The organism is Mesorhizobium sp. P5_C1 (assembly GCF_054049815.1).
On the sequence record NZ_JBFULQ010000019.1, the window covers coordinates 1 to 26,603 of the forward strand.

The 26,603-nt window shown below is 63.6% G+C and carries 19 protein-coding genes; 9 read left to right on the top strand and 10 right to left on the bottom strand.

Annotated elements, in window-relative coordinates; all coding sequences use genetic code 11:
- Positions 1 to 1,714, top strand: a 1,714-nt coding sequence (gene typA, locus ACXJ7R_RS03140) for a translational GTPase TypA (protein WP_457150542.1), incomplete at its 5' end; no start/stop codon positions are given.
- 65 nt (positions 1,715 to 1,779) lie between these two features.
- On the opposite strand, the gene ACXJ7R_RS03145 is transcribed toward typA, so the two are convergent.
- Positions 1,780 to 2,406 carry a DUF1062 domain-containing protein gene (locus ACXJ7R_RS03145; RefSeq protein ID WP_457150543.1) on the bottom strand — a complete coding sequence of 209 codons (627 nt, stop codon included), beginning with the start codon at positions 2,404 to 2,406 and terminating at the stop codon, positions 1,780 to 1,782.
- A gap of 476 nt (positions 2,407 to 2,882) precedes the next feature.
- On the opposite strand from ACXJ7R_RS03145, the gene ACXJ7R_RS03150 reads away from it, so the two are divergent.
- Positions 2,883 to 3,494 carry a LysE family translocator gene (locus ACXJ7R_RS03150; RefSeq protein ID WP_457150544.1) on the top strand — a complete coding sequence of 204 codons (612 nt, stop codon included), beginning with the start codon at positions 2,883 to 2,885 and terminating at the stop codon, positions 3,492 to 3,494.
- Between the two features lie 100 nt (positions 3,495 to 3,594).
- Here the strand turns inward: ACXJ7R_RS03150 and ACXJ7R_RS03155 are convergent, their stop codons facing one another.
- Both ACXJ7R_RS03155 and ACXJ7R_RS03160 read right to left on the bottom strand, forming a co-directional pair.
- Complete coding sequence (locus ACXJ7R_RS03155; RefSeq protein ID WP_095084148.1) at positions 3,595 to 3,918, bottom strand: YciI family protein; 324 nt, start codon at positions 3,916 to 3,918, stop codon at positions 3,595 to 3,597.
- A gap of 130 nt (positions 3,919 to 4,048) precedes the next feature.
- On the bottom strand, positions 4,049 to 4,612 hold the full coding sequence (locus ACXJ7R_RS03160; protein WP_457150545.1) for a peroxidase-related enzyme: 564 nt from the start codon (positions 4,610 to 4,612) through the stop codon (positions 4,049 to 4,051).
- A gap of 136 nt (positions 4,613 to 4,748) precedes the next feature.
- On the opposite strand from ACXJ7R_RS03160, the gene ACXJ7R_RS03165 reads away from it, so the two are divergent.
- Entirely contained in the window at positions 4,749 to 9,539 is a 4,791-nt protein-coding gene (locus tag ACXJ7R_RS03165) for an NAD-glutamate dehydrogenase (RefSeq protein ID WP_457150546.1), read from the top strand.
- A 281-nt stretch (positions 9,540 to 9,820) separates the two neighbouring features.
- Positions 9,821 to 11,197 carry an MFS transporter gene (locus ACXJ7R_RS03170; protein WP_457150547.1) on the top strand — a complete coding sequence of 459 codons (1,377 nt, stop codon included), beginning with the start codon at positions 9,821 to 9,823 and terminating at the stop codon, positions 11,195 to 11,197.
- A gap of 152 nt (positions 11,198 to 11,349) precedes the next feature.
- On the opposite strand, the gene purH is transcribed toward ACXJ7R_RS03170, so the two are convergent.
- From purH to htpX, 4 genes are all read right to left on the bottom strand, one after another.
- On the bottom strand, positions 11,350 to 12,966 hold the full coding sequence (purH, locus tag ACXJ7R_RS03175; protein ID WP_457150548.1) for a bifunctional phosphoribosylaminoimidazolecarboxamide formyltransferase/IMP cyclohydrolase: 1,617 nt from the start codon (positions 12,964 to 12,966) through the stop codon (positions 11,350 to 11,352).
- A gap of 375 nt (positions 12,967 to 13,341) precedes the next feature.
- Positions 13,342 to 15,066 carry a heparinase II/III family protein gene (locus ACXJ7R_RS03180; protein WP_095084153.1) on the bottom strand — a complete coding sequence of 575 codons (1,725 nt, stop codon included), beginning with the start codon at positions 15,064 to 15,066 and terminating at the stop codon, positions 13,342 to 13,344.
- A 147-nt stretch (positions 15,067 to 15,213) separates the two neighbouring features.
- Positions 15,214 to 16,608, bottom strand: coding sequence for an RsmB/NOP family class I SAM-dependent RNA methyltransferase (locus ACXJ7R_RS03185; protein ID WP_457150558.1), 1,395 nt, complete (start codon positions 16,606 to 16,608; stop codon positions 15,214 to 15,216).
- Entirely contained in the window at positions 16,599 to 17,618 is a 1,020-nt protein-coding gene (gene htpX, locus ACXJ7R_RS03190; RefSeq protein WP_457150549.1) for a zinc metalloprotease HtpX, read from the bottom strand. The genes ACXJ7R_RS03185 and htpX overlap by 10 nt, the downstream gene beginning before the upstream one ends.
- Positions 17,619 to 17,723: 105 nt before the next feature.
- Here htpX and ACXJ7R_RS03195 point away from each other — a divergent pair, with 105 nt between their 5' ends.
- On the top strand, positions 17,724 to 17,945 hold the full coding sequence (locus ACXJ7R_RS03195) for a DUF1674 domain-containing protein (RefSeq protein WP_457150550.1): 222 nt from the start codon (positions 17,724 to 17,726) through the stop codon (positions 17,943 to 17,945).
- A 98-nt stretch (positions 17,946 to 18,043) separates the two neighbouring features.
- Here the strand turns inward: ACXJ7R_RS03195 and ACXJ7R_RS03200 are convergent, their stop codons facing one another.
- The gene (locus ACXJ7R_RS03200; RefSeq protein ID WP_457150551.1) at positions 18,044 to 18,715 is read right to left on the bottom strand and encodes an HAD-IA family hydrolase; all 672 of its coding nucleotides are present in this window, start codon (positions 18,713 to 18,715) and stop codon (positions 18,044 to 18,046) included.
- Positions 18,716 to 18,881: 166 nt separating this feature from the next.
- On the opposite strand from ACXJ7R_RS03200, the gene ACXJ7R_RS03205 reads away from it, so the two are divergent.
- The 3 genes from ACXJ7R_RS03205 to ACXJ7R_RS03215 all read left to right on the top strand — a co-directional run bounded on the left by ACXJ7R_RS03205 (position 18,882) and on the right by ACXJ7R_RS03215 (position 23,184).
- Positions 18,882 to 19,751 carry a transglutaminase-like domain-containing protein gene (locus ACXJ7R_RS03205; protein WP_457150552.1) on the top strand — a complete coding sequence of 290 codons (870 nt, stop codon included), beginning with the start codon at positions 18,882 to 18,884 and terminating at the stop codon, positions 19,749 to 19,751.
- Between the two features lie 331 nt (positions 19,752 to 20,082).
- The gene (locus ACXJ7R_RS03210) at positions 20,083 to 21,501 is read left to right on the top strand and encodes a pilus assembly protein TadG-related protein (protein WP_457150553.1); all 1,419 of its coding nucleotides are present in this window, start codon (positions 20,083 to 20,085) and stop codon (positions 21,499 to 21,501) included.
- Positions 21,502 to 21,921: 420 nt separating this feature from the next.
- Positions 21,922 to 23,184 (top strand): class I SAM-dependent methyltransferase, encoded by a 1,263-nt coding sequence (locus ACXJ7R_RS03215; protein ID WP_457150554.1) that lies wholly within the window; start codon positions 21,922 to 21,924, stop codon positions 23,182 to 23,184.
- Here the strand turns inward: ACXJ7R_RS03215 and ACXJ7R_RS03220 are convergent, their stop codons facing one another.
- Together ACXJ7R_RS03220 and acs are read right to left on the bottom strand one after the other, a co-directional pair.
- Positions 23,185 to 23,934, bottom strand: coding sequence for an MOSC domain-containing protein (locus tag ACXJ7R_RS03220; RefSeq protein ID WP_457150555.1), 750 nt, complete (start codon positions 23,932 to 23,934; stop codon positions 23,185 to 23,187). It lies immediately after the preceding gene.
- Positions 23,934 to 25,889: an acetate--CoA ligase gene (gene acs, locus ACXJ7R_RS03225; protein ID WP_457150556.1), complete on the bottom strand. Its 1,956-nt coding sequence runs from the start codon at positions 25,887 to 25,889 to the stop codon at positions 23,934 to 23,936. Before acs ends, ACXJ7R_RS03220 begins: the two co-directional genes overlap by 1 nt.
- A 317-nt stretch (positions 25,890 to 26,206) precedes the next feature.
- On the opposite strand from acs, the gene ACXJ7R_RS03230 reads away from it, so the two are divergent.
- Positions 26,207 to 26,479: an usg protein gene (locus tag ACXJ7R_RS03230; protein ID WP_457150557.1), complete on the top strand. Its 273-nt coding sequence runs from the start codon at positions 26,207 to 26,209 to the stop codon at positions 26,477 to 26,479.
- The last annotated feature ends 124 nt before the right edge of the window (positions 26,480 to 26,603 follow it).

Sequence of the window (26,603 nt, forward strand, 5' to 3'; positions counted from 1 at the left end):
CGCCATGGATTCCAACGACCTCGAAAAGGAACGCGGTATCACCATCCTGGCCAAGGCGACCTCGGTCGACTGGAAGGACACCCGCATCAACATCGTCGACACCCCTGGCCACGCCGACTTTGGCGGAGAGGTCGAGCGCATCCTGTCGATGGTGGATTCGGCCATCGTGCTGGTCGACGCCGCCGAAGGGCCGATGCCGCAGACCAAATTCGTCGTCGGCAAGGCGCTCAAGGTCGGCCTGAAGCCGATCGTCGTCATCAACAAGATCGACCGTCCGGACGCCCGCCATGTCGAGGTGGTCAACGAGGTGTTCGACCTGTTCGCGGCGCTCGACGCCACCGACGAGCAGCTCGATTTCCCGATCCTCTACGGTTCAGGCCGCGATGGCTGGGTTTCGGAAAATCCGGAAGGCCCCAAGGACCAGGGCCTGGCGCCGCTGTTCGATCTCGTCATCAAGCATGTGCCGACGCCGACCGTTCATCCCGGCCCATTCCGCATGATCGGCACCATCCTGGAAGCCAATCCTTTCCTTGGCCGCATCATCACCGGCCGCATCGAGAGCGGCACGCTGAAGTCCAACCAGCCGGTCAAGGTGCTGCACCATGACGGCACGCTGGTCGAGACCGGCCGTATTTCCAAGATCCTCGCCTTCCGCGGCCTCGAGCGCCAGCCGATCGAAGAGGCCCAGGCGGGTGATATCGTCGCCATCGCCGGCCTGTCGAAGGGCACCGTCGCCGATACGTTCTGCGACCCGTCCGTGACCGAACCCCTGCATGCGCAGCCGATCGATCCGCCGACCGTGACCATGTCCTTCCTCGTCAACGACAGCCCGCTTGCCGGCACCGAAGGCGACAAGGTGACCAGCCGCGTCATCCGTGACCGCCTGCTGCGCGAGGCCGAAGGCAATGTCGCGCTGAAGATCGAGGAATCGCCGGACAAGGATTCGTTCTTCGTCTCCGGCCGTGGCGAATTGCAGCTGGCCGTGCTGATCGAGACGATGCGCCGCGAAGGCTTCGAGATCGCCGTATCGCGTCCGCGCGTCGTCATGCAGAAGGGCGAAAGCGGCGAATTGCTGGAGCCGGTCGAGGAAGTCGTCATCGACGTCGACGAGGAGCATGCCGGCATCGTCGTGCAGAAGATGTCGGAGCGCAAGGCCGAGATGGTCGAGCTGCGCCCGTCCGGCGGCAACCGCCAGCGCATCGTCTTCCACGCGCCGACGCGTGGCCTGATCGGCTATCAGTCGGAACTGCTGACCGACACGCGCGGCACCGCCGTGATGAACCGGCTGTTCCACGCCTACGAGCCCTATAAGGGCGAATTGCCGGGCCGCACCAATGGCGTGCTGATCTCCAACGAGCAGGGCGAGGCGGTGGCCTATGCCATGTGGAACCTGGAAGATCGCGGCCCGATGGTCATCGATCCCGGCGTCAAGGTCTATCAGGGCATGATCATCGGCATCCATAGCCGCGACAACGACCTCGAAGTGAACGTGCTGAAGGGCAAGAAGCTGACCAACATCCGCGCCGCCGGCAAGGACGAGGCGGTCAAGCTCACCCCGCCGATCCGCATGACGCTGGAACGCGCGCTGGCCTGGATCCAGGACGACGAGCTGGTCGAGGTGACGCCGAAGACTATCCGCCTGCGCAAGCTCTATCTCGATCCGAACGAGCGCAAGCGCTTCGAGAAGTCAGCCAAGGCAGTCGGCGCCGCATAACCTTATTTTCTTTTTCTCACAGCTGAGAGGGGCGGAGTGCACAAGTGCTTCGCCCCTCTGTTCATTCACCCGCCGGCGGCCGAGATGATGGCCTGACGATCGGGTTGGCCGGCGAGGTCGATGCGGATCGTGGTCCCCGCGCGGGCCGGCTTGCGCAGGGCTTTGGCGCCGTCAGGGTCCACGACCAGCAATCGCCTTTCTTCCAACGCCTGAAGCCGCGATCGCGGGAGGCCGAGTTCGCTCGCGAGCAGCCGGTCAAGCCGCAGCGATGTCGGCATTTCGAGCCCGAGCAGGAGTTCCAACATGGTTGCGGCCTCTTGAGGGGAGCCGAGCACTTGTTTGCGGACGACGACGTCGGCAAATTCTTCAACGCGTCCCACACGGCTCCGCAGCGCGACGACATCGAAAGCATGGCGCCGGGCGAGTGACGGATCATTGCTTTCGAGCGCCGCGAGCCGCGCCGGTTCGATATCGCGGCGGCTGCAGCGCTCCAATATGCCGAAATTCCAGGAATTGTCGCAGTCGATGCAACGGTAGATCAGCCAGACGTCGATGCGCTTGCCGTTGGCGTTGACGCGGAATTTTTCGCTGCAGCGATAGGCCTTGACGGTGCCGCAGCGATTGCAGTTGATGAGTGGTCGAGGTGCGGTCTTGGGCGCGATCGCCCAGCGGATACGCAGGAGTGCAGACATGCCGATAAGCCCTTCCCGTCGGGAAGTTCATCAGGTCGGCAATGTCGAGATGCCCATGCGGGCGCGGCGTGGCGGCAGGCTGTGGCGATCGGAAATCAGGTGTCACGGGCGGAAAGCGCGCGACAGCGGTTCAGCAGTGCCAAACCGGTCTCGAACCGCCGCCCAGAGGAACACATGAATTGAAAACAGGCACCGCGAATGCGGCGCCATGCAGTGTGTCGGGGGAGTTGACGAGACCGGCGGTTACTGAGGCAAAGTGACGCTCGAAATTGTTTCGCGGCGGCCCTTCTAGCTGCGAGATGCCAGAGGTGCAAGGCACCTGATTATCTCACGTTGGTGCTACCCTTCATTGCCGGCACCTTCTCCCCGTAAGGGATGGAGGAGAAGGGAGAAGCTCCAGCGATTATCTTGCCTTTGCCAGCGTTACAGCTGTCGGGTTAGTGTGGCGGATCGAACCTCAAGCAGAGATCCTGACCATGCACCTCACTTCGCTGCTGATCTTCGCCGCCGCCTTGTTCGTTGCCGCCGGTTCGCCGGGCCCGTCGATCGCGGCGCTCGTCGCGCGGGTCATCTCGAAAGGGTATCGTGACGTGTTCCCGTTCCTGCTCGCCATGTGGATTGGCGAGGGCATCTGGCTGTCGCTGGCGGTGTTCGGACTGGCTGTCGTGGCGCAGAGTTTTCACTTCGCCTTCGTCGTCGTGAAATGGATCGGCGTCGCCTATCTCGCTTATCTCGCCTTCAAGATGTGGACCGCGCCGGTTGACGCCAAAGAGGGCGAGATGCCGCGCGAGGATTCGCCCGCAAAACTGTTCTTCGCCGGCATGGCGGTGACGCTCGGCAATCCGAAGATCATGATGTTCTACCTGGCGCTGCTGCCGACGATCATCGACCTCGCGTCGGTGAGCATCCTCGGCTGGGTCGAATTGACGGCGACCATGGCGGTGGTCCTCATCGTCATCAATCTCGCCTGGGTGCTCGCCGCCTCGCAGGCGCGCAAGCTGTTGAAAAGCAAGCGCGCCATGAAGATCGCCAACCGCGTCAGCGCCACGACGATGGCCGGTGCCGCCGCGGCGATCGCGGCGCGGTGATAGGGCATGCATCCGAACCGAAGGACGGCGTCAGCGAAAAGCGGGAACGTTTTCTGCTTCGCAGACCCTCGGTTAGGAGGATCACGCTTAAAACGCCGCGTCACATCACTTCAATGATCGGCGCGATCTCGACGCTGAAAGCCGGGTCCATAAGGATAGGACAATCCTTGGCCTTGCCGACGGCATCGTCGATGTCTTTTGCTTCAACGATCGTATAGCCGGCGGTTGGATTGCTGCCGCCATTGTTCTCGACCTTGCCGCCGGGCAGCACCATCTTCGACATGCCGACCGGATTGCCGCCGTCGACCACGGCCGAGCCGAGCTTGCCGTACCAGTGCGTCCAGGCGTCCATTGCCGCCTGCCGTTCGGCCTCCTCGGTCGGCATCTTGCCCGAGCCGTGATAGACGTAGAGAAACTTCGCCATGTTCTCCTCCCTTGATCAGCGGCATCGAACCGGCATGCGGTCACGCCGCCTGGCAATCATCGGACCAAAGCGGCGAACATGCAACGAGAATGCGAAAGGGCTAATGTAGGGCGCGGCTGGCTCCAGCAGCTCACCTCGCCATCGCGTGGTATTCGTCGTTCGGCCGCATGTCGATTGCCGCCGCCACGCGGTTCGACATGTTGAAGAACGAAGCGGTCGAGGCGATGTCCCAGATGTCGCGATCGGTGAAGCCGGCCTTGCGCAGTCCGGCTCGATCAGCCTCGACGATCTTAGCCGGCTCTTCGGTCAGCTTGACGGCGAATTCGAGCATTGCGGTCTGCCTCGGCGATAGCTCGGCGGCGCGGAAGTTCATCACCATCATCTCGCCGAGCGTCGGGTCGCCGGAGAGCTGGCGCACCGCCGCGCCATGCGCGGTCAGGCAATAATAGCAATGGTTGATCGAGGAGACGGCGACCGCGATCATCTCGCGTTCCAGTTTCGACAGGCCGGACTCGCCCAGCATCAGGTCGTTGTACATGTCGGTGAAGGCACGCAGCTTCTTGTCGTCGAAGGCGTAGGCGCGCAGCACGTTGGGAACGAGGCCGAGCTTCTCCTCGCATTTGGCGAAATAGGTTTTTGTCGCATCGCTCAACTCTCCCGAAGCAAGGTCAAGCGCGGTGATTTTGCCGGTCATGGGGTGGCTTCTCCTCGTTGGGCGATGTCCTGTCGCCGAATTCCGATAAATCTTGGCAAGCCGTCAAACCTTTGTCGCCAAACAGCGCTCATCTGCTACCATAGTCACAAAAGCATGCGACGGGAGGAATGGCATCATGGCCAGCGTGAAATCCGCAGCGAAGTCGAAGAAAAAGGCCACCGCAGCAGCAAGGACGGRGGAAAGACCAGCCAGGCTTGCCGACTACCTGCTCGCCCGCGCGCCGGCCGAAGACATCGCCGCCTATGAGGCGGCCGACCTCGAACGCGCCGCCGATCTTGCCGGCCAGGCGGTCGCCGGCCACAAGAAGAGTGAGTGCGTCGTCGCCGTCGATGCCGATTCAGGCGTCGTCAGCCAGGGCCGCCCAGTGACGGTGATCACGGTCGTCAACGACAACATGCCGTTCCTGTTCGATTCCATCCTCGGCGAGATCACCGAAAGCGCCGGTGAACCGACCTTGGTCACCCACCCGGTCATCACCGTTCGCCGCGGCAAAGGCGGTGTGGAAGAAATCCTCGGCGACGGCAATTTCGCCAAGGACGACGGCAGCCACGACCGGCTGAGCGTCATCCATGTCCATATCCCGCGGCTGACCGCCGAGCAGGCGGCCGGATTGACCGAGCGGCTGCGCAAGATGCTCGGCCAGGTGCACGCTGCTGTCCACGACTGGCGGCCGATGCTGGCCCGCCTCGACCAGGCGATCTCGGAGTTCCGCTATTCGGCGGTGCCGCTCGACAAGAAGAGCGTTGCCGAGGCGATCGCCTTCCTGGAGTGGCTGCGCGACGACAATTTCACCTTCCTCGGCATGCGCGAGTTCAAATACACCGGCGGCGAGGAAAGCGGCACGCTGGAGCGCGCCGACAAGCCCGGTCTCGGTATCCTGTCCGATCCGGATGTGCTGGTGCTGAGGCGCGGCACGGAAGCTGTGACGACAACGCCGGAAATCCGCGCCTTCCTGCATGGGCCGGAGCCGCTGATCGTCACCAAGGCCAATGCCAAGTCTTCGGTGCACCGCCGCATCTATCTCGATTACATCGGCGTCAAGACCTACACGTCCAAGGGCACGCTGGCGGGCGAATTGCGCATCGTCGGCCTGTTCACCTCGACCGCCTACACGCGCTCCGTGATGAAGATCCCGTATCTGCGGTCGAAGGCCGAAACGATCATCGCCAAGTCCGGTTTCGATCGGCACGATCACTCCGGCAAGGCGCTGATCAATGTGCTGGAGAGCTATCCGCGCGACGAGTTGTTCCAGGTGCCGGTGCCGATCCTGAGGAAGCACGCCGCAGCCATTCTCGGCTTGGTCGAGCGGCCGCGGGTCCGGGCGCTGGTGCGTGTCGACCAGTTCGATCGCTTCGTCTCGATCCTCGTCTTCGTGCCGCGCGACCGCTACGACAGCGTCGTGCGCGAGAAGATCGGCAGCTATCTCAAGACCGTCTTCGAAGGCCGGCTGTCGGCCCATTACCCGGCCTTCCCCGAAGGCGGGCTGGCGCGCGTCCATTTCATCATCGGCCGCTCCGGCGGCAAGACGCCGAAGGTCGAGCAAGCGGCGATCGAGGCGGCGATCCGTGACATCGTGCGCACCTGGGAGGATGCCCTTTCCGATGCGGCCGACGCGAATGGCGGCAACCAGGCTTTGAAGAGCATCGCCGCACGGCTGCCGGAAAGCTACCGCGATACGTTCAGCGCAGCGGTGGCGCTGGCCGATGCGGGGCGCATCGCCAAGATCAGCGCCAGCAATCCGATCGCCATCGACTATTATCGCAATGCCGAGCAGAAGCCGCATCAGGCGTCGCTGAAGATCTATCACCACGGCAGCCCGGTGGCGTTGTCACGGCGCGTGCCGGTGCTGGAAAACATCGGCTTCCGGGTCATCAGCGAGCGCACCTTCGAGGTCGGCGACGACCAGTCCGGCATGGTCTTCATCCACGACATGGAGCTGGAGAACAGCTACGGCAAGCCGATCGACCTTGCCGATGGCGGCGCGCTGTTCGAAGACGCATTCCTGTCCGTCTGGCGCGGCGACGTCGACAATGACGGCTATAACGGCCTTGCCCAGACCGCAGGCCTGTGGTCGGGCGAGATCACCATCCTGCGCGCCTATGGCCGCTATCTGCAGCAGGTCGGCATTCCGCAAAGCCAGGACTTCATCGCCGCCGCGCTCAACCGCTATCCCGATATCGCGCGCGGCCTGCACGCCCTGTTCATCGCCCGGCTTGGCCCGACGGCCGAGACAGAAGGCGTGGTGGCGGCAAAGCACCTCAAGGCCAAGATCAAGGATGCGCTGGAAGATGTGCCGAACATCGACGACGACACCATCATCCGCCGCTACCTCAATCTGATCGAAGCCTCGCTGCGCACCAATCATTTCGTTGCCGATACGAAAGAGAAAGGCCAGTCGCTGGCGATCAAACTCGATTCGCATGCGGTCGACGGCTTGCCGGCGCCGCGGCCGTGGCGAGAGATCTTCGTCTACGGTTCCGAGGTCGAGGGGCTGCATCTGCGCTTCGGCCCGGTGGCGCGTGGCGGCCTGCGCTGGTCAGACCGCGCCCAGGACTACCGCACCGAGGTTCTCGGCCTGGTCAAGGCGCAGCAGGTCAAGAACGCTGTCATCGTGCCGGTTGGCGCCAAGGGCGGCTTTTTCCCCAAGCGCCTGCCGGCGGGCGGCAGCCGCGATGCGATCTTCGAGGCCGGCACATCGGCCTACAAGAACTTCGTCTCCAGCCTGCTGTCGATCACCGACAATATCGGCCTCGACGGCGTCATCCCGCCGGCCGGCGTCGTGCGCCGCGACCCGGACGATCCATATTTCGTCGTTGCCGCCGACAAGGGCACGGCGACCTTCTCCGACACGGCGAACGCCATCAGCGAGAAGCATGGCTTCTGGCTCGACGACGCGTTCGCCAGCGGCGGTTCGGCCGGCTACGACCACAAGAAGATGGGCATCACCGCCAAAGGCGCCTGGGAGGCGGTCAAGCGGCATTTCCGCGAGATGAACCGCGACATCCAGACCTCGCCCTTCACCGTCGTCGGTGTCGGCGACATGTCGGGTGACGTGTTCGGCAACGGCATGCTTTTGTCGCCGAAGACCAGGCTGATCGCCGCCTTCGACCATCGCGACATCTTCATCGATCCCGATCCCGACATGGCGGCTTCGATGGCCGAGCGCGAGCGCATGTTCGCCCTGCCGCGTTCGAGCTGGCAGGACTACGACAAGACCAAACTGTCGGAAGGCGGCATCATCGTGTCGCGCAACCAGAAGTCGATCACCTTGCCGGCGGCGGCGGCGGCGGCGATCGGTCTGGCCAAGACGACCGCCACGCCGGTCGAGATCATGGGCGCCATCCTAAAGGCGCCGGTCGATCTGCTCTGGTTCGGCGGCATCGGCACGTATTTGAGGGCATCCGGCGAAACCAACGCCGAGGTCGGCGACCGCGCCAATGATGCCGTCCGCATCACCGCGCTCGACGTGCGCGCCAAGGTGATCGGCGAGGGCGCCAATCTAGGCGTGACGCAGCGGGCCCGCATCGAGTTCGGCATGAATGGCGGCCGCTGCAACTCGGACGCCATCGACAATTCGGGCGGCGTCAACTGCTCCGACGTCGAGGTCAACATCAAGATTGCGCTGGCTTCGGCCATGCGCAAGGGATCGTTGACGCGCCCTGCGCGCAACAAGCTGCTGGCCGAAATGACCGGGGAGGTTGGCGGACTGGTACTGTCCAACAATTACGAGCAGACACTGGCGCTTTCGATCGCCCGCAAGCGCGGCCTCGCTGACATCGCGCATCAAAGCCGCTTCATGACGGCGCTGGAGGGACGCGGCCTGCTCGACCGCGCCGTCGAGACGCTGCCGTCGCCGGCGGCGCTCACCGAGCGCGAAGCACGCGGCGAGCCGCTGACCAGGGCCGAGCTCGGCGTGTTGCTGGCCTATGCCAAGATCGTGCTGTTTTCCGATATCGTCGCCAGCGACGTGCCGGACGACGTGCATTTCGATCGCGACCTGATGGGCTATTTCCCGGACCGGATGGCGAAGAAATACGCAGCCGAGATCAACGACCACAGGCTGCGCCGCGAGATCATTGCCCGGGTCGTCGCCAACGACCTGGTCAATCGCGGCGGCCCGTCCTTCGTCAACCGGCTGCAGGAAGCGACCGGCCGCACCGCGGCCGACGTGGTACGCACCTTTGCTGTGGTGCGCGACGGTTTTGCCTTGCCGGCGCTCTATCGCGAGATCGACGCGCTTGACAATCTCGTCGACGGCCAGGTGCAGCTCGATCTCTACCAGGCGGTCAGCCGGCTGATCTACGTGACCAGCGGCTGGTATCTCAAGAACGACGCCGGCACCGCACCACTTGGTCAGCGCATTGGCGAACTCATGGAAGCGCGCAAGGCACTGGAACCCAAGCTCGTTTCGCTGCTGCCGGCCTTCTCGCGCGAGCGTATCGAGGAGAAGCGGCACGGGCTGTTCAAGAGCGGTGCGCCGGAAAAGCTGGCCGGGCAATTGGCGCTGAACGAGGTGGCGGAGCTCATCCCCGACATCGCGCTGACGGCGCGCACGGCCGGCGCCGACATCGTTGCCGCGGCCAAGGCGTTCTTCGCGGTCAGCGATGCCTTCCGTATCCCGCGCGTCGAGGACGCGGCGCGTTCGATCACACCCCCCGACTACTACGATCAGCTGGCGCTGTCGCGCGCCACCGACACGATCGGGGCGGCGCGGCGCGGCATTGCGGTGGCGGCACTCACCGGTCATGCCAAGGCCGCGGATCCGGTGGCGGCCTGGCTGGAAGCCGGCGGCGAGCGGGTGGCGCGCATCCGCGAGCGGCTTCAGGCGCTCACCGAAGGCGGCGACATCACCGTGTCGCGGCTGTCGGTCGCGTCGGGGCTGATGAGCGATCTGACGGGGATGTGAACCCATTCGCTTTACAAGGCTGGTGCTGCCCCTCATCCGGCTGCCGCCACCTTCTCCCCGTATTGTGACGGGGAGAAGGGAGCCTGTCGCGATCGTCGGCGCCTTACTACAACGCTGACCGTTGGCGAAACGTCGATGACCGCGTCTTTCTCCCGTCACTATACGGGGAGAAATGCCCGGCAGGGCAATGAGGGGCGGCGCCATGCTTGTTCGTTTGCACCATCACGAAAAAACATGCAGACATGGCGCGCGACGCGTGGAGCAGACGCTGAGGAGGGGACATGACCGAGGTAACCGTGCAGCGTGCGTCCGGGCGCGGCATCTGGGGATGGATGTTCTTCGACTGGGCGGCGCAGCCGTTCTTCACCGTCGTCACCACCTTCATCTTCGGCCCCTATTTCGTTTCGCGCATGGCGAGCGATCCCAATACCGGCCAGGCGGTCTGGGGCTATGGCATTGCCGCGGCCGGGCTGGTCATCGCCGTGCTGTCGCCAATCCTCGGCTCGATCGCCGACCAGAYCGGACCGCGAAAGCCATGGATCGCGTTCTTCGCCGCGATCAAGATCACCAGTCTTTGCCTGCTGTGGTTCGCGGCCCCCGGATCCAATCTGTTCCTCATCGTGGCGCTGTTCTCGCTGGCCTCGGTGGCGGCGGAATTCTCGACCGTGTTCAACGATTCGATGATGCCGCGGCTGGTGCCGAAAAGCGAAATCGGCCGCATCTCCAACATCGCCTGGGGCCTCGGCTATCTCGGCGGCATGATCGCGCTGATCTTCGTCGTCACCTGCATGGCCGGCTCGCCCGAGACCGGCAAGACGATCATCGGCCTCGACCCGCTGTTCGGCCTCGACCCGAAACTCGGCGAGGACGCGCGCGCCACCGGGCCGCTGTCGGCCGGCTGGTACTTCCTGTTCATCCTGCCGATGTTCTTCTTCACGCCGGACGCCATCAAGGGCATCCCGATCGGGCCGGCGGTGCGCGAAGGCCTGTCGGAGTTGAAATCAACGCTGGCCGAGGTGCGCCAGCGTGGCAGTATCTTCCGCTTCCTCGTCGCCCGCATGATCTACCAGGACGGCGTCAACGCGCTGCTGGCGCTGGGCGGCACCTTCGCGGCGGCGATGTTCCACTGGTCGATCACCGAGATCGGCATGTTCGGCATCATCCTCAATGTCGTCGCCATCCTGGGCTGCTGGGTCGCGGCGCGCCTCGACACCGCGCTCGGCTCCAAGGTAGTGGTGATGATTGCGCTGGTCATGCTGTCCATCGCCACCGTCGGCGTCGTCTCGACCGGTCCGGGTTTCACGCTGCTCGGCCTGATACAGCTCTCGACAGCCGATTCGGGCGGCCTGTTCGGCACTGCGGCCGAAAAGGCCTACATCCTGTACGGCCTGTTGATCGGCCTAGCCTTCGGGCCGGTGCAGGCATCGTCGCGCTCCTACATGGCGCGTAGCGTCACGGCGGCGGAATCCGGCCGCTATTTCGGGATCTATGCGCTGGCCGGGCGGGCAACCAGCTTCTTGGCGCCGTTCCTGGTGGCAACCATCACCGCCGTCAGCGGCTCGGCGCGGCTCGGCATGGCGGTGATCATCCTGTTCCTGGGCATCGGCATGGCGATCCTGATCAGGACGCCCTATCCGGCGGACCAGCCGGTGGAATGAGAGACGTTCGATAATTCTACTCCGCCGGCCGGCTGGCGCGGTTTTCTGCGCTTCCGGTGCTCACGGACTTGAATGTCCGCTCCGCTCCGGTTCTCGAAAACCACGCCATCCGACTCAGCGGAGCGAATTCTCAAGCATCTCTCTGCCGGCAGCTAGTGCCGGAAGTGTCTCACGCCGGTAAACACCATGGCGATGCCGTGCGCGTCGGCGGCGGCGATGACGTCGTCGTCGCGCATCGAGCCGCCGGGCTGGATGACGGCGGTGGCGCCGGCTTCGATCGCCGACAGCAATCCGTCGGCGAAGGGGAAGAACGCGTCGGRGGCGACAACCGAGCCCTTGGTCAGCGGTTCGGCAAGGCCCGCCGCCTCGGCCGCGTCGAGCGCCTTGCGCGCGGCAATGCGCGAGGAATCGACCCGGCTCATCTGGCCGGCGCCGATGCCGACGGTGGCGCCGTCCCTGGCGTAGACGATGGCGTTGGACTTGACGTGCTTGGCGATGCGGAAGGCGAATTTCAGGTCGGCCATTTCGGCCGCTGTCGGTGCGCGCTTGGTCACCACTTTCAGCTCGAGGTCGTCGACCACGGCATTGTCCCTGCCCTGGACGAGGATGCCACCGGCGACGGATTTGACCGTCGTGCCTGGGGTGCGCGGGTCCGGCAGGCCGCCGGTGACCAGCAGGCGCAGGTTCTTTTTCGCGGCGACGATTGCGGCTGCCTCGTGGGTCGCGTCGGGCGCGATGATCACCTCGGTGAAGGTTTTCACGATCTCCTCGGCGGCTTCGGCGTCGAGGGTGCGATTCATGGCGACGATGCCGCCGAAGGCCGAGACCGGATCGCAGGCGAGCGCCTTGGCATAGGCTGCCTTCAGCGACGCGCCCTCGGCGACGCCGCACGGGTTGGCGTGCTTGATGATGGCGACGGCGGCGGAGCGGTTCGGATCGAATTCGCCGGCCAGTTCGAAGGCGGCGTCGGTGTCGTTGATGTTGTTGTAGGAGAGTTGCTTGCCTTGCAGCTGGCGCGCCGTGGCGACGCCCGGCCGCTTGTCGCCATTGAGGTAGAAGCCGGCGCTCTGGTGCGGATTCTCGCCGTAGCGCATCACCTCGACCAGCCTGCCGCCGAAGGCGCGCCACATCGGATGCTCGATCTCGAGCGCCTCGGCGAACCAGCCGGAGATCGCCGCGTCATAGGTGGCGGTGCGGGCAAAGGCCTTGGCCGCCAGCTTCTTGCGGAAATCCAGCGACAGCGAGCCAATGTTCATCTCCAGTGCGTTCAGCACCGAGGCGTAGTCGCCAGGATCGGTGACGATAGCGACATAGGCATGGTTCTTGGCCGAGGCGCGGATCATCGCTGGGCCGCCAATGTCGATGTTCTCGACAATCGCGGCATAGTCGGCGCCGGAGCGGCGGACTTCCTCGAAGGGATAGAGATTGGAGACGACGAGATCGATCGGCTCGATGCCGTATTTGCGCATCGCAGCCGAGTGCTCGGGGTCGTCGCGCACACCAAGCAGCGCGCCATGCACGCTGGGATGCAAGGTCTTGACGCGGCCATCCATGATCTCGGGAAAGCCGGTGAGCTCGGAGACGTCACGCACCGCCAGGCCAGCCTCGGCGATCGCCTTTGCCGTGCCGCCGGTCGAGACCAGTTCGACGCCGGCAGCCGCCAGCGCCCTGGCGAAATCGATCAGCCCGGTCTTGTCGAAGACGGAGAGCAGGGCGCGACGCACCGGAACGAGGTCAGGTGCTGGAATGTTCTTGGCGGCGACGGCCATGGGCGGCGGCCTTTCACGGCTGGTGTGGTGGGTGCCCGCGCCGTAGCACATGACATCGGGAAATCAAACTGGAAGCGCTGCCGGATAGTGTCTCAGTTTGAACTTCGGCTTAGGAGTTCATGAAAGGAATTGCTACGATCAAGGCGACAAACAAAACCGCGAGAAACATGGCGAAGGCCGCGATGCCGGCAAGTATGGTGATCACTATATTTGCTGCTGCTCTCTTGCGTATATTGCTAGTCATTCCGCGCCCCTGAACGGCTCGCTTCTTGTATAGGCCACGCCGATTCGGCTTCGAGCCAACAGCATCCATCTTCTCGCAAGATTTTCCATTGGTTCAAATTGAAAAACTACCCACTGCCTTCGTAGATACGATCAGTTGTTTTCCGGGTAACCGGCGATGCTGGTGCGTGTCAGCTGCCAGTGGACTTCGGCGACGTCCGAGGCCTTGAAGGCAAGCACGATCTGGCGGCTGCGGCGCGGGCCGCCAAGGCCGGCGAAATAGATCGATTCCTCGACCTCCGGCACCACTTCGCTGGAGGTGAACACCCAGGTGTCGGCCTGATCGCCGGCCAGGACCAGCCGATCGTGCTCGTCCTGCAGCAGGTTGACGTCGGGATGGACGTGGAAGCGGATGGTGACGAAGTCGCGGCCATTGTTTCGGATCGCCGCATTGCCGGGCCGCAGAAAGCGGTCCCTGCCGGCCAGCACGTTGCCGTTCTGCGACAGTTTCAGCTCGCGCTCATGCAGGAAGCCGAAGCGCGGGACATAGCCGTCATGGCGGGCGATAAAGCCTTGAATTCCTTTCTGGTCGGTGCGCTTGCACTGCACCTGCTGCGGCCCGCCGATCAATGGTGAGCCGAGCAGGTCGTTGACACGCAACGAATGGCTGAAGCGTGCCGACGAGGTATCGTTGATGGTGGCGGTCGAGTGCGCGGCGGTGGCCCGCGCCAGCGGCCTGAACTCGGCGACGCCATAGGTGTCGATGCCGGCGTTGACGATGTAGTGCTGGCGACCGGACGACAGTTCGAAGGCGAGGCAGCCGGCGTGCGCGGCATTGGACACGTCGACCGGCGGCGGCAGCCCGGTGTCGGCGATGACGGTGACGCCGCCCATCGACAGGCGCTCATAGCCGGAATGCGGGGCATGCAGCAGCGGCGAGCCAGCGGTGTCGTCGTGACGCAGGATGGTGGCGATGCGATCATGGATGGTGGCGCCCATGCCGTTGAAGCGGGCGAGGCTGCCGTCCTGATGGCGGAAGAAGCGCAGCGCCGGCAGCATGCGGTCGATGGCGCCGATGAGGGCCTGCGGCGGCGTTTCGGCCTGGTTGGCATAGGTCTGGCGCAGCGGCAAAAGGTCGGCGAGGATTTCCAGGACGACCATCGGATTGCGTGAAATGTGACCGCCATCGGCAAGGATCTGGCGGTCGAGCTCCGCGGCGAGGTTGCGGGTGGCGCCGCGCAGCGCCGATGCCGGCGCTGGCAAGGACAGGGCGGCGAAGGCCAGCGCGATGCGGGCGCGCAGCCTGTCCTTGCCATCCGGCATTTCGCGCGCCATCGACCTGAGGTAGCGGATCTGGACGGCAAGCGTCTTCAGGAAGGCGCGGTAGAAGGGGAATTCGGCGCCCTGCAGCACGACAGAGGAATGCTGCAGCCAGGCGATGATGCGCTTGGCCGTCGTGCCGGGCTCCCAGGCGATGCCGGAAATATGGCTGCCATGGATGGTGATCCAGTCGGAGACCAGCGCGCGGGCGTTGGCGGCGGCCAGTTCGGTGCCGGCGGCGCGCATGTGGCGCAGCCAGCGAAAACCGTGCAGCGTCTTTTGCCAGCCATGGTTGGGCACGTTGATCTGGAAGGGCGATTTGCCGCCGGTCTCGACCAGATGCCCCGACAGGGGATAACGGCCGTAGTAGATCTCGAGCGCGATCTGCGGGTCGGCCAGACGCAGGTCCGGCGGTGCGATCAGCACACGTTCGGGCGTGCGGCCGGAATAGCGCCAACGATAGATCGGCCCGGCACGCAAGCGCCGGCGCGTCTTGCGCCAGAACTCCTTCGCGACAAGCGTCCACAGACGCGTCGTGTTGCTGGCAGCAAGTGCCAAAACCCCTCCTGATCGTCTTCTACCCCGGCGCAAGTTTACATGATTGCACGACTCGTGCGAAGGCGAATTCCATCGGACGGCTCCGGCTCACCCGGTCCCGCCCGCGACTCTCCCTAAAAAAGTCAGTAAATCCCGGCGGTTAAATATTTAGCCGGCTCTGCGCATGCGGGCAGCGAAGAAGCCGTCGAGGCCCGAGCGTTCCGGCGCGCCGAGGTCCAGATCGGCGGGCGTGGTGCGCAATGTGCCTTGCGGCGTCAGGAATGGATCGATGCCGGCGATCTCGCCTTGCTGCAGCGGATCGTCGGCTATTTCAGCCGTGCCGGCCAGAAAGGCGCGATAGAGGTCCTCGCCCTCGAGCGGGTCGAGCGAACAGTTGGAAAAGACGATCCTGCCGCCGGGTTTTACCAGCGTCACGGCGCGGGCGAGCAGCCTGCGTTGCAGGTCGGCGAGCTTTTCGACATCGGCCGCCGTCTTGGTCCATGGCACGTCGGGATGTCGCCGCACCGTGCCGGTCGACGAGCAGGGCGCGTCGAGGAGCACGGCGTCGAACAATTCCTTCGGCTCGTATTTGGTGAGGTCGGCCTGGACGATGTCGGCGGACAGGCCGAGGCGGTCGAGATTTTGCGTCAGCCGCACCAACCGGTTCTTCGACGTGTCGACGGCGGTGACCTTGGCGCCGGCGAGAATGAGCTGCGCGGTCTTGCCGCCGGGAGCGGCGCAGAGATCGGCAACGCGAAGTCCCCTGACATCGTCGAACAGCCTCGCCGGCAGGCTGGCGGCGGCGTCCTGGACCCACCAGGCGCCGTCGGCAAAGCCGGGCAATTCGGTGACGGGCCCGGCAAGCTTTTCCACCCGAATTGTGCCGGTCGGCAGGACGATGCCGCCGAGCCGCTCGGCCCACAGTTCGGGATCGGCCTTGACTGAGAAATCGACCGGCGCTTCGTGCCGATGCGCTGCGAGAATCTGTCTGGCCTTTTCATTGCCGTAGGAAGCCTTCAGCCGGTCGGAGAACCATTTGGGCGCTTCGTCGGTGGCGGCAAGGGCGGCAGGTAACTCCGTTTCCTTGGCGCGGGCGAGCGTGCGCAGCACGCCGTTGACCAGGCCGGAAAAGCGCACCGTGCGYGGATCGGACTTGGCGTGGGTCACCGCCAGGTCGACGGCGGCGCTGTCGGGAATGTCGAGGAACAGGATCTGTGCCGCCGCCACATGCAATATGTGCGACAGCGCGGTGGCGTTGGGCGGCAGTGGCTTTTCCAGCCGGCGCGCCAGCAACCCGGTGATGGTCATGCGATAGCGCAGTGCGGTGATCAGGATGGCACGCACCAGGCCGCGATCGCGCAGGTCGAGCGCTCTGTACTGCGGATGGCCGTTCTCGTGGTCGGTGAGCCCGTCGAGCGGCGTCCTGGCGTCGATAACCGCGGCAAGCAGGCGTGCCGCCGCCTTGCGGGCGGCGAGACCGGCAACGAAGTCGCCGCCATCCTTGTGTTCCTGATCGCCTGAAACTGTGCGTCGAGGTCCTCTGTCCGCCACGCTCACGACCACCGGCCTTTGGGCCCGGTCGGGTTGCGCCCCCATGGATTGGGCTTCGGTTCGGCCGATTCCGCCGGCTGTTCAGGTCGCGCTGCCTGGCCCCATGGACCTGACGGCGGCTGTTCGTCCAGCTGCCGGGGGGCCGGGGCCTGGCGTGGTGCGACTCGAGTGTCGCTGCCTTCCATCTGGCGCGCCATCGCCTGCAAGGCGGCGATGCGGTTTTCGGTGCTCGGGTGTGTGGAAAACAGACTGTCCATGCGCTCGCCGGAAAGAGGATTGATGATGAAGAGGTGCGCCATTGCCGGATTGCGCTCGGCATCGGGGTTTGGAATGCGTTCGGCGCCGCGAGCGATCTTGTCAAGGGCGGACGCCAGCCAGAGCGGGTGTCCACAGATTTCGGCACCGCGCCGATCGGCCTCGTATTCGCGGGTGCGGCTGACCGCCATCTGCACGATCATCGCCGCAAAGGGCGCCACGATCATCGCCGCCAGCACGCCGACAAAGCCGAACGGATTGTTGTCGCGGTTGCCGCCAAGGAAGAAGGCGAAATTGCCAAGCATCGAGATGGCGCCGGCAAAGGTGGCGACGATGGTCATGGTCAGCGTGTCGCGGTGCTGCACATGGGCGAGTTCATGCGCCATCACCGCGGCGACTTCTTCATGGCTCAGCCTCTGCAGCAGGCCGGTGGAGGCGGCGACGGCCGCATTCTGCGGGTTGCGACCGGTGGCGAAGGCGTTCGGCTGCGGATTCTCGATCAGGTAGGTCTTCGGCATCGGCAGGCCTGCCTGTTGGGCCAGTGACCGAACGATGGCGTAATATTCGGGCGCGTTCTTTTCGTCGACTTCAACGGCGCGGTTCATCGACAGCACCATCTTGTCGGCGTTCCAGTAGCTGAACAGATTGGTGCCGGCGGCAATGACCAGCGCGATCATCATGCCGCCCGATCCGCCGATCAGAAAGCCAACGCCCATGAACAGCGCCGTCATCGCGGCAAGCAGCATGGCGGTGCGAAGTGTGTTCATCGTCTGCTCCTGTTCCTGTGGCGGTGAAAAGGGGTCGATCGTTGCGAGGTCATCGCTATATGATGGGAAACGCCAGTTCCTGTTTCAATCCGCCGGAAATATCGCATGAACGACGAGACCAGTAAAACCGATGCCGACCTTGGTCATGACCTCCAGCCGAAGGCGCTGACGCCGGAGGCCAGCCGTGCGCTCGCGGAAGCCGAAGCAAGGCGCGTGAAATATCTGGAGAAGGAAGCCGCGACGCCGAAGGAAATCGGCGGCCGTGGCGGCAAGGAACCCGGCCGCTACGGCGACTGGGAGGTCAAGGGCCTGACCAGCGATTTCTAATGCATGTCGCGCAAAAGTGGCCTCGGTTTTGCGATATCGACATGCACAACAAGAAGGCCTAAAGCGCGTCGCTTGAATCGGTCTCAACGCGACGCGCTTTAGGAAGCCGCCGCGCTTCGTATCTGCTCCAGACCAAGCCGGCCCTGGGCGTCGGTGACCGCCGTCAGGTTGCTGTAGTCAAAAATGGTTTCGTGCGGCGTCTCCATCTTGTGCTGATGCGTCGCGGTTATCACCACCACCGTGGCGCCGGCTGCCTCGCCCGCCTGGATGCCCGGCGTTGCGTCCTCGAAAACCACGCAGTCGTGGGCGTCGAAGCCAAGCCGTTCGGCGGCCAACAGGAAGCAGTCGGGAGCAGGCTTGCCGTGAACCACGTCTTCCGCCGTGACCATTGTCGCCGGACGCGGGATGCCCGCCGCTTCGATCCGCACCAGCGCAAGCGCGAGCGGCGAAGATGTTACGATGGCCCAGCGATCCGGCGGCAGCGCACCCAGGAATGCCGCGGCGCCGGCGATGGCATTGACCCCTTCGACATCGGCGATTTCGGCCCGTGTAATCTCGTTCGCCTCGTGCTGTGGGTCGATACCGGGAAGTGCCAGCCGGCGGACGGTCTCGATGGCGCGCCTGCCATGCATCGTTGGCAGGAAAGTCGCCACGTCGAGGCCGTGCCCCATCGCCCAATTGCTCCAGACGCGTTCCGCGGCCGCGGTCGAATTGAGCAGCGTGCCATCCATATCGAAGAGGAAGGCCGCGAATTTCTTGCCTGCGAACATGGTTTTCCTTGAATTGGGGGAGCACTTATGGCGGTCGCCGAACCTAACGTCGCGGCGTCGGTATGGGAAGGCACGAGGCCACCTTTTCGATAGTCCCAGGGAACCACAGTCCGTCCTCTCGCGTTTGAGCAAAACTGTTTTCCACGACGATCGAAGGGGGACTGCGATGCTGATCCGGCTCGGCTACGAAATCGCCATTGAGTGCACCGCGGCCACCCCGGTGATTTCGCTGCTCGAGATCCACAAGGACAGGCAGGCCGACATAAAGCGGCAGACGCGGGTGTTGACGTCGCCTGCGGTGTCGACCAGGCTCTACCACGATCTCTACGGCAATGGCTGCCGCCGCTTCACCGCGCCCGCCGGCGGTTTTCGCATCCTCTATGACGCGGTCGTCGAGGACAGCGGCGAGACCGACGAAGTCAACACGCTGGCCAGGGAAGTGCCGGTGGCGGAACTGCCCGACGAGGTGCTCGGCTATCTCCTCGGCAGCCGCTAYTGCGARACCGATCACCTCAGCGGCCTGGCGTGGCAGCTTTTCGGCCATGTCCCCTCGGGTTGGGCGCGGGTGCAAGCGATCGTCGACTATGTCCACAACCGGCTATCATTCGGCTACGGCTACGCGCGTTCGACCCGCACCGCGGCCCAGGCGCATGACGAGCGCGTCGGCGTCTGCCGCGACTTCGCTCATCTGGCTATAACGCTCTGCCGCTGCATGAACATTCCGGCGCGCTATGTGAACGGCTATCTCGGCGACATCGGCGTGCCGGCCGATCCGGCGCCGATGGATTTCTCGGCGTGGATGGAAGCGTTCCTCGACGGCAAATGGTACGCATTCGATCCTCGTCACAACACGCCGAGGGTCGGCCGCGTCGTCATCGCGCGCGGCCGCGACGCTACCGACGTGCCGCTGCTGCACAGCTTCGGCCCGCATCGGCTCAGCCTGTTCAAGGTGTGGACCTACGAACAGGAAGGCAATTTGTTCAATCCGCCCTATCATGCCATCGACAGGACGGTCAGCGCGCAGATGCTGGCCTGATCTCCCGGTAGCCGGGCATGTGATCCGGCAAGTTTGACGCCCTGCGATTTCTAACAGCTGGTCCGCTTCGGCACAGGAGCCCTGTGCCGCAACAGGACGTCATCGGGCATTGCGTGATCCCTTGGCTCGATCATGGTAAGCGGCTGGTAAACGAAGCCGGAAGAGTATTTTTCTATTTACCGGTCATTCACCTTTGCGCAGCTCTCAACCTAACAAAAACAATAGGTTGTTGGCGAACGGCTGGCCTTCTGTCCCGTAGCGGCGTCACCCGGCCGGAATCCTGCATTGTCCTTCCCGCGGCGACGAGGCCGAGGCGAGTGGAGGCTGCAGGATGCGGAATTTCGGGGGTCTTGTTCACGCGGCTGGCGTCTTCGCCAGACATCGCGGTGGAAATTTCGCAGTCCTGTCCGGCCTTACCGCTTCTGTCTTGGCGCTGGCTGTTGGTTTTTCCGTCAACGTAACGCAGCTCTACAATGCCAGATCGAGCCTGCAGGGCGTGGTCGACGCCGCAGTCACGTCGACGGCGCGCGACCTGACGACCGGCGTCATCAGGGAAGCCGATGCCAACAGATCGGTGCAGGCCTTTCTCGATACCAACAGCCAGGCAGGTATCCTGCAGGCCGATCAGATCGTGCTCGACAGGCTGGTTGTCAACAGGACCGCCAAGACCGTCCAGGCGGACGCCCATGTCGATGTCGCCCTGTATTTCCCGATGTTCAACATGGGTGGCACAAAGCGCGTTGCCGCTTCCACAACGGCGCTCTACTCGGACAAGACCATCGAAGTGGCGATGATGCTCGATGTGACCGGGTCGATGGGGCCGAACATCTGGGCCAAGACCAACAAGATCGGCGACCTGCAGATTGCCGCCTCCGGGGCTGTCAAGGATCTGCTGGACAACAACATCGATCCGAGAAATCCGCGTGTGCGTGTCGCGATTGTTCCCTATGCCGAAGCTGTGAACACGGGCGGTCTTGCTGGCAGTGTCTTCGTCGAGGACAAGGGTGGGCCGGACCTGCCGCCACCCTTGGATGCTCCGGTTTCGGTGTCGGTGACACCAGCGCCCGACAAATGTGCCACCGAACGCAAGGACAAGGATGGCTATGCCGACACTTCGTCCGACGGACCTTCCACGTCGCGGTGGGACAGCAACGGCAAGGAGTACCTGGCCAAAATCAATCGGGACGATCACATGAGAACCTGCCCGACGCCGGAACTCATCCCGCTGTCGGCCGACGAGGACAAGCTGCTCGACACGATCGATGATTTCAGCGCGGCTGGCGTGACCGCCGGCGGCATCGCCGCGCAGTGGGGCTATTACATGCTTTCACCCTCGTGGCGCTCGACCATCGTCAATGCTGGGCTGGGTGCGGGTCCCGCCAATTTCGATAGGAGGAAAGTCGCCAAGGTCGCCATCCTGATGACGGACGGCCAGTTCAACACAGCCTTCGCCGGCGAGCACGGTGCGCCAAACTCACAGAATGCCGGCCAGATGTCGCGCGACAATGCCGAAGGCATTTGCGACGACATGAAGCGCGTCGGCATCGAGATCTTCACGATCGGCTTCGATCTGAACGATCCAACCATGACGGCGACCGAACGGGACCAGGCAAAAAGCGTGCTCCGGGACTGCTCCACAGCGGACACGTCGTCGCTGAAGCACTACTACGAGGCAGCGACAGGGGCGGAATTGAAGCAGGCGTTCGACGACATCGTCCAGAACATCGAGAAGATCACCGTCACCAAATGAGCCTTTGCGGACAGTTCCGCGGGTTATTGGTCCAAAAGGAAAAGGCCGCCGCTTCTTTCGAAGCCGGCGGCCTTCCGTGTTTCCGTCCGTGGCGCGGCCAATGGCGGTGACCCGTGAGGTCACCTACCGCGCATCTCGCGCCTTAACGGGAAGTCTGCTTCCCGAAAGTGCAATCCGCTGAGGCCACGTTCTGGAAAACGAAATCACTCGACATCGGATCACCTCCTTTCGATTTGTTGAACACACAGAGATGATGGGGTCTGATTTGGCAAATGGCAAGGCGTCACCCTCAAAAAGCCGGGTGTGTGTCTTTCCGGACATGCTTGCCAGACGGGCTGGCCAGATGGGCTGACCAAACGGGGTGGCTTGCGGTCCGGGGGCAAACGGACAACATTGGCGCTCTGGCTTCGGGGAGGAAGCATGGACGCCACCGACAAGGCCGCGCGGATCGTTCGAACGGTTGTTGAAACGCTGAAGCCGGGCTTTGCCGTCAGATTGTGGACCGGCGAGCGGATCGGTCCCGCCGACGGTCCGGTGCTGGCCATCAACGACCAGGACATCGTCTGGCAACTGGCGCGCCGGCCAAATTTTTCGACGCTGCTCGAGATGTGGATTTCAAAGACGATCGACGTGGAGGACGGGTCGCTGTTCGATCTCTACGCCTTGCCCTCACACGGCAAGCTGAGGTTGAAGGCGTTGCCGAAGCTGGCGATCCTGCGCGATCTGCCTGCCGTCCTGTTCTCGCGAAAGCAGATGACGCGCCGGGCCGATCTTGCCGGCCGCAACCCCTTCGTCAGCGGTTCGAACAAGCAGGCGATCGAGCATCATTACGACATTTCGAACGCGTTCTACGGGCTCTTCCTCGATGAACGCATGGTTTACACCTGCGCCTATTTCACCGATTTCGCCAACGGCATCGACCAGGCGCAGCAAGACAAGCTCGACCATATCTGCCGTAAACTCAGGCTGAAGCCCGGCGACCGGCTGCTCGACATCGGCTGCGGCTGGGGTGCGATGCTGATCCATGCCGCCAAGCACTATGGCGCCATCGGCCATGGGGTCTCGTTGTCGGAGGAGCAGACCCGACTGGCGCGCGAGCGCATCCGCGCCGAGGGTCTCGATGATCGGATCACCATCGACATAAAATCCTATACGGAACTGAGCGGCAGCTACGACAAGATCTCGTCGATCGGCATGTTCGAGGCCGTCGGCCTCGCCAACCACGGCACCTATTTCTCGACCATCCATCGCTTGCTCAAGCCAGGCGGCATCTACCTGCACCATGCCATCACCCGACGCGGCAAGGGTAGCGCGAAAAAGACGCTGCGCAAGGGCGCGGAATACAAGGCGTTGATCAAATACATATTTCCCGGCGGCGAGGTCGACACCATAGGCATGACGCTCGGCAATCTCGAGGCGCATGGTTTTCTCGTCCACGACGTCGAAAACCTGCGTGAACACTATGCCCGCACCTGCAGGCTTTGGGCGGAACGTCTGCACGACCGGTTCGATGAGGCGATCGCCGAGGTCGGCGAAGCCAAGGCACGCCTATGGCTGCTTTACCTGACGGGCTGTTCGATCACCTTCGAACGCGCCTCGGCGCAGATTTTCCAGACCGTCGTCACCAAGCGTGCGCGGGGATCGAGCGGCTTGCCGCCGACGCGGGCGGATCTTTACCGGTGATCAGACGAATCGCATCGCCGCGCCGATTTCGACGCGGGCCGGTCGATCGATCGTGCAGTAGACGCCGAGATTGTGCGCGTTGTGGCGGACCAGATTGCGCAGGATGGCCGGGTCGTGGTCGAAATCATCCTGGGCAATGATGGTGAAGCCGCAGCGGCGGCACGGCTCGGAGATGGTCAAGTGCAGATCGCCGATCGCCAGCTTGCGGCCGATCCATTCCGTCTCCGGGAACGATCCTTCGACCGGCGCCATGTCGACGACAATGTTGGGGCGGAAGCGTCGCGGATCGGGCACGCCTTCGGGGTGCAATGCCTTCAGCCGTGCCAGCGAAGCCGTGGTCAAAAGGTGGATCGGGGCCTTGCGGTAACGCTCGGCGGTCAGCGGTCCGGAATAGCCAGGCGCCGCGTGTTCCCTCCGAAACGGCCGGATCGAGGCCGCGAAGCCGAGATAGGCGGAAACGGCGCGATCGCTTTCGGCTCCTGGCGCCGCCAGCCAGTCGCCGTCGGGAATGGCAACCTCCAGTTCACGGGTTGGCGACAACCGGGTCCTGATGCGCGGTACCTTGTGCCATTTCGCATCGCGGTCGGGTCGCGCGATTTCGTTGTCGGTGGCATCGACGAGACCGAACATGCGGTCGCCGTCGATGCTTTCCTGATCCACCGAAATCGCGTCCAGGCGCTCGCCGGCGAGCGAACTCGCCGGGTAGCGCCAAAGCTCGATGACCGAACCCACCGCGACTGTCGATTGCATCAGCTTTTCTTGTTCTGCCGGTTGGCGATCAGGTCCTCGACGACGGCCGGATCGGCGAGTGTCGAGGTGTCGCCGAGGGCCGAAAAATCGTCCTCGGCGATCTTGCGCAGGATGCGGCGCATGATCTTGCCCGAGCGTGTCTTGGGCAGGCCGGGCGCGAACTGGACCTTGTCGGGCGAAGCGATGGCGCCGATCTCCTTGCGGACATGGGCAATCAACTCCTTGCGCAATTCCTCGCCAGGCTGTTCGCCGRCCATCAGCGTGACATAGCAGTAGATGCCCTGGCCCTTGATGTCGTGGGGGTAGCCGACGACGGCCGCTTCCGAAACCTTGTCGTGACTGACCAGTGCGGATTCGACTTCCGCCGTGCCCATGCGGTGGCCGGAGACGTTGAGGACGTCGTCGACGCGGCCGGTGATCCAGTAGTAGCCGTCGGCGTCGCGGCGGCAGCCGTCGCCGGTGAAGTACTTGCCCTTGTAGGTCGAGAAATAGGTCTGCACGAAGCGGTCGTGGTCGCCATAGACGGTGCGCATCTGGCCCGGCCAGGAATCGGTGATGCACAGATTGCCGTCAGCCGCGCCCTCCAGCACCTTGCCCTCGCCGTCGACCAGCTGCGGCTTGATGCCGAAGAAGGGCCGCGTGGCCGAACCTGCCTTGAGGTCGGTGGCGCCGGGCAGCGGGGTGATCAGGATGCCGCCGGTCTCGGTCTGCCACCAGGTGTCGACGATCGGCACCTTGCCGTTGCCGACGACGTTGAAATACCACTCCCAGGCTTCCGGATTGATCGGCTCGCCGACCGAACCCAGCACGCGCAGCGACTTGCGAGATGTCCTGGTGACATGCGCATCGCCGGCGCCCATCAGCGCGCGCAATGCCGTCGGCGCGGTGTAGAAGATGTTGACCTTGTGCTTGTCGATGACTTCCCAGAAGCGCGACTGTGACGGATAGTTCGGCACGCCCTCGAACATCAGCGTGGTGGCGCCATTGGCCAAGGGTCCATAGACGATGTAGCTGTGGCCGGTGACCCAGCCGACATCGGCGGTGCACCAGTAGATGTCGCCGTCATGGTAATCGAAGACATATTGGTGCGTCATCGAAGCATAGACAAGATAGCCGGCGGTGGTGTGCAGCACGCCTTTCGGCTTGCCGGTCGAGCCCGAGGTGTAGAGGATGAACAGGGGATCCTCGGCCTTCATCTCCTCCGGCTTGCATTCGGCTTTCACCGAAGCGACTTCGTCGTGGTACCAGACGTCGCGGCCCGGCGCCCAGCCGACCTTGCCGCCGGTGCGGCGCACGACGACAACCTTGTTGACCATGACGAAATTCCTGGCGGCGATATCGATCGCCTTGTCGGTGTTCTCCTTCAGCGGGATGGCCTTGCCGCCGCGCAGGCCTTCGTCGGCGGTGATGACGAAAGTCGATTCGCAGTCGACGATGCGGCCGGCCAGCGCGTCGGGCGAAAAGCCGCCGAAGACGATCGAGTGGATGGCGCCGATGCGCGTGCAGGCCAGCATCGCATAGGCCGCTTCCGGGATCATCGGCATGTAGATGGTGACCCGGTCGCCCTTCTTGACGCCGTGCTTCTTCATCACGTTGGCGAGCCGGCAGACATGCTCGTAAAGCTCGTTGTAGGTGATCTTCTTGTCGTCGTAGGGATTGTCGCCTTCCCAGATGATGGCGGTCTGGTCGCCGCGCTTCTTCAGGTGGCGGTCGATGCAGTTGTACGAGACGTTGGTTAGGCCATCCTCGAACCACTTGATCGAGACCTTGCCATCGAACGAGGTGTTCTTGACCTTGCTGAAGGGCTTGAACCAGTCGATGCGCTTGCCATGCTTGCCCCAGAACTTGTCCGGGTTCTTAACGCTGTCGTCATACCATTTCAGGTAGGTGTCATTGTCGATCAGTGCGTTTTTCTTCCACGCCGGCTGGACGCGATGGACATGAACCTCGGACATTCTTCAGTTTCCTCCCGAACCAATCCACCGGCTTGAAACGCCGGCGGGATCGCGGCGACGCGGCCGCGAATTCGGCGGCATTATTACCAGTTCCTCCGTTACGGCAATATTAGACATTGGGTTTGCGCGGCGGGATGCCGCAGACAGACTTGCGCCGGCTGTCAGCACTCAGGCAATGTCGCTGCTAACTGCATGTTTTCGCGCGGAAAACCCGTTCTTGATCAGGAAAAATCAATAGACAGTTAAGCAACGGCGCGCACAATCCAGCGTTGGGAGGAACGGAGACTCAACCAAGGGACCGTCCAAGGGGGACTGCAATGCACGACCATTCCGAAATGGACCTGATGCTAAGGGGATATGGCCTGACCACGGCCAAGATTCTTTACCATTTTCCCGATCATCCGCATCTGCTGCAGAGCTACATCTGGCAGGACTACGACATCGCTCCGAAGTTTCCGGTGCTGATCCGGTTCATCGAATTCTGGAAGACCAGGCTCGACGGCCCCCTGCATTCGGTTGTCTACACGCATCAGAAGCTGATCGCGCCGAACGAATGGCGCAAAGTCGATGGCGAGTTCGTGCTGCATTAGGGTGTGCCGATATTCAGGTGAGGCCGGCCTGCGAATGGCGGTTTCCTGCGCTTCCGGTGCTCACGTACTTTAAGTACGCTCCGCTCCGGTTCTCGGAAGCCACCATTCTCGACTCGGCCTGACC

Excerpts from the sequence above, each read along its gene's own strand:
- ACXJ7R_RS03145 (WP_457150543.1), bottom strand. The coding sequence starts at position 2,406 with ATGTCTGCACTCCTGCGTATCCGCTGGGCGATCGCGCCCAAGACCGCA.
- ACXJ7R_RS03150 (WP_457150544.1), top strand. The coding sequence starts at position 2,883 with ATGCACCTCACTTCGCTGCTGATCTTCGCCGCCGCCTTGTTCGTTGCC.
- ACXJ7R_RS03155 (WP_095084148.1), bottom strand. The coding sequence starts at position 3,918 with ATGGCGAAGTTTCTCTACGTCTATCACGGCTCGGGCAAGATGCCGACC.
- ACXJ7R_RS03160 (WP_457150545.1), bottom strand. The coding sequence starts at position 4,612 with ATGACCGGCAAAATCACCGCGCTTGACCTTGCTTCGGGAGAGTTGAGC.
- htpX (WP_457150549.1), bottom strand. The coding sequence starts at position 17,618 with ATGAACACACTTCGCACCGCCATGCTGCTTGCCGCGATGACGGCGCTG.
- ACXJ7R_RS03195 (WP_457150550.1), top strand. The coding sequence starts at position 17,724 with ATGAACGACGAGACCAGTAAAACCGATGCCGACCTTGGTCATGACCTC.
- ACXJ7R_RS03200 (WP_457150551.1), bottom strand. The coding sequence starts at position 18,715 with ATGTTCGCAGGCAAGAAATTCGCGGCCTTCCTCTTCGATATGGATGGC.
- ACXJ7R_RS03210 (WP_457150553.1), top strand. The coding sequence starts at position 20,083 with ATGCGGAATTTCGGGGGTCTTGTTCACGCGGCTGGCGTCTTCGCCAGA.
- ACXJ7R_RS03215 (WP_457150554.1), top strand. The coding sequence starts at position 21,922 with ATGGACGCCACCGACAAGGCCGCGCGGATCGTTCGAACGGTTGTTGAA.
- ACXJ7R_RS03220 (WP_457150555.1), bottom strand. The coding sequence starts at position 23,934 with ATGCAATCGACAGTCGCGGTGGGTTCGGTCATCGAGCTTTGGCGCTAC.
- ACXJ7R_RS03230 (WP_457150557.1), top strand. The coding sequence starts at position 26,207 with ATGCACGACCATTCCGAAATGGACCTGATGCTAAGGGGATATGGCCTG.